This is a genomic window from Pseudonocardia pini, assembly GCF_013870575.1.
Lineage (GTDB): Bacteria > Actinomycetota > Actinomycetes > Mycobacteriales > Pseudonocardiaceae > Pseudonocardia > Pseudonocardia pini.
Genome location: NZ_JACBXB010000710.1, coordinates 1 through 2,902, shown reverse-complemented (window position 1 = coordinate 2,902; position 2,902 = coordinate 1). Strand labels below are relative to the sequence as shown.

The following is a 2,902-nucleotide window of genomic DNA, read 5'->3' as shown; positions in this document are numbered from 1 at the left end:
GGCGGCCGAGCACGCCCCCAGGACGGCGACCGCGGCCGCCGTGGCGACGAACGTGGCCAGGCGCTGAGTCCTCATGCGATGCGTCTCCTTCCGAGATCTCCACAGTGCCTAACGCCTCGACCGCGCGACCGCGCGGCGACGCCGGTCACGATCAGGTCTCGGTACTGTCCGGTCGCCGCCTCAGGTGGCGGTGAAGAGGACCGCGGGCCAGCCCGTGGCACCGTCCGGCAGGACGTCGGCGGCCGCCTCCGTCTGCAGGACGCCGGTGCCGTCCGTGGCCCGGACGCGCATCGTATGGCTGCCCGGCTCGACCATGAGCGTGCCGCGCCACATCCGCCACGTGTCGCCGCCGACGTCGGTGCCCAGCTCGGCGTCGGACCAGGGGCCGCCGTCGACGCTGTACTCCACGCGCGAGATCCCGCGGGGCTGGGACCAGGCGATCCCCGCGACCGTCACCGCGCCCGCCGGGACCCGGGTGAACCGGCGCGGCAGGTCGATCCGGGCCTCCGTCTTCACCGGGCCGCGCTCGCCCCAGCCGCGCTGCTCCCAGTACGCCTCGCGCGCCGCGAACGTCGTCAGCTCGAGGTCGGTGACCCACTTCGTCGCGGAGACGTACCCGTAGAGGCCGGGGACGACCATCCGCACCGGGAAGCCGTGCTCGGCGGGCAGCGCCTCGCCGTTCATCCCCACGGCGAGCAGCGCGCCGCGGCCGGGCTCGAGCAGCACCTCGGTGGGCGTGCCCGCGGTCCAGCCGTCCGTGCTGGTGGAGAGGACCTGGTCGGCGCCGGGCAGCGGGCCCGCCTCGCGCAGCACGTCCCCGAGGTCGACGCCCACGAACCGGGCCGTGGAGATGAGGTCGCCGCCGACCTCGTTGGACACGCAGGTGAGCGTGACCGTGCGCTCGACGAGCGGGCGGGACATCAGGTCGTCGAAGGTGAGGGTGAGCTCGCGGTCGACCATGCCGTGGACGCGCAGCGACCAGTCCTCGGCCTGGCGCTGCGGCACCCGCAGCGCCACGTCGATCCGGTAGAAGTCCGGGTTGGGCGTGACGAAGGGGGTGACCCCCACGTCCGCGCCGGCCGGGATCGGGGCCTCCCGCGCGATCGTGGCGGCGGCGAGCCGCTGGGTCACGCGCGAGCGGGAGTCGATCGTCGGGCGGCCGAGGAGCACGCCCGCGCCGCCTGCCAGCACCGCACCCGCGCCGACCGCCGCGGAGGCACCGAGCAGCACGGTCCGTCGCGGCAGGCCGCGGTAGCCGGGCCGGTCGGGTTCCTCGGCGGCCGCCATCGCCACCCGGTGCAGGGTGCGGAACACCCACAGCCCCACCGCGGCCGCGACCACCGGCGCGACGAGGTCGGTGGGCACGAACGTCGGGCTCGTGGCGGCGGCGACGATCCCCGCCAGGCCGAGCACACCGACGACGACCTGCCCGGTCGTGGCGAACCGCCGGGAGGCCAGCCCGGCCGCGACCGCCACCACGAGCAGGACCACCCCGATCCCCGCCAGCAGCACGGGCTTGTCGGCGGTGCCGAAGGTGGTCTTGGCGAAGTCGACGACGACCTGGGGCGCGAGCCGGATCACCGCGTCGCCCACCAGCAGGTAGGGCGACGAGCCCGGGGCCAGCAGGCCTGCGACGAGCTGGCCGGCGCCGAGGGCGGCGGCCACGGCGAGCACCACCGTCCCGACCGCGACGGTCCGGGAGAGCGTGGTGGCGAGCGAGGTCCGCACAGGACCATCCTCCGCCCTCGCGGGCCTCAGCGCGTGAGGGCCGTGCGGAGGCGCTCCTCCTCGACGCGGTAGTAGCCGTGCGTGCGGCCGTCGATCTGGATCACCGGGACCATGTCGCCGTACTCCGCGCGCAGCTCGGGATCGGCGTCGACGTCCTGGGTGGCCCAGTCCACACCGAGCTCGCCGCAGATCCGCGCGACCGCCGCCTCCGCGACCTCGCAGAGGTGGCAGTCCACCCGGGTGAGCACCGTGACCGTCACGCGGTCCCCGCCAGCACCCGGCGCGCGATCTTCCCGGTGGGCGTGCGCGGCAGCTCCTCCACGAAGTCGATCACGGTGGGCCGCTTGAAGCGCGCCAGCCGGGCCTCGCACCACGCCCGTACGGCGTCGGCGTCGAGGTCGGCGCCCGGCGCGGGCACCAGCACCGCCTTGACCGCGGCGCCGGTCCGGTCGTCCGGCACCCCGACGACGGCGACCTCGGCCACCCCGTCGAGGCCGGTCAGGACCTGCTCGACCTCGCGCGGGTAGACGTTGAAGCCGTTCACTATGACCAGGTCGGACGAGCGGTCCACCAGGTGGAGGTCGCCGTCGGGATCCAGGTAGCCGACGTCCGCGGTGCGGAACCAGCCCTCGGCGTCCGGGGCGCCCGCCCCGTCCGGCCAGTACCCGGAGAACAGGTTCGGGCCGCGCACCGAGACCAGGCCGGTGTCGTCCCCGGGATCGGAGAAGTCGTCCGAGGGGTCGCCCTCCTCCAGCTCCTCGGCGGGCCGCCCGGCGAGCGGCTCGCCCGCCGCGTCGACCAGCCGCAGCTCGACGCCCGGCAGCGGCCTGCCCACCGACCCCGGCTTGGAGTGCCCCGGCTGGTTGCTGGTGACGACCGGGCCGGCCTCGGACAGCCCGTAGCCCTCCAGCACCTCCATCCCGGTGGCCTCGCGGAACGCGGTCAGCCAGGCGGGCGGCAGCGGCGCGCCGCCGGAGGTGCAGATCCGCACGCCCTCGAGCGCGGCGGAGAGCTCGGCGTGGTCCGCGTCGAGCAGCGCTCGGTACATCGACGGCACGCCCGCGATCGCGCTGACCCGGTGCTCGCGCAGGATCCCCGGGGTGGCCTGCGGGTCGAAGCGCTCGGTGAGCACGACGGTGGCCCCGGCCCAGCAGACCTGCAGCAGGCCCGCCGC

General features: G+C 75.7%; 3 protein-coding genes. All 3 read right to left on the bottom strand.

Annotation, left to right across the window (positions count from 1 at the left end; all coding sequences use genetic code 11):
• Window positions 1-180: 180 nt before the first annotated feature.
• Window positions 181-1,728, bottom strand: coding sequence for a molybdopterin-dependent oxidoreductase (locus H5J29_RS27585; protein ID WP_181783915.1), 1,548 nt, complete (start codon window positions 1,726-1,728; stop codon window positions 181-183).
• A gap of 26 nt (window positions 1,729-1,754) precedes the next feature.
• Complete coding sequence (locus H5J29_RS27580) at window positions 1,755-1,988, bottom strand: glutaredoxin family protein (RefSeq protein WP_181783914.1); 234 nt, start codon at window positions 1,986-1,988, stop codon at window positions 1,755-1,757.
• On the bottom strand, window positions 1,985-2,902 hold a 918-nt coding region (locus tag H5J29_RS27575), incomplete at its 5' end, for an AMP-binding protein (RefSeq protein ID WP_181783913.1). The genes H5J29_RS27575 and H5J29_RS27580, both read right to left, overlap by 4 nt.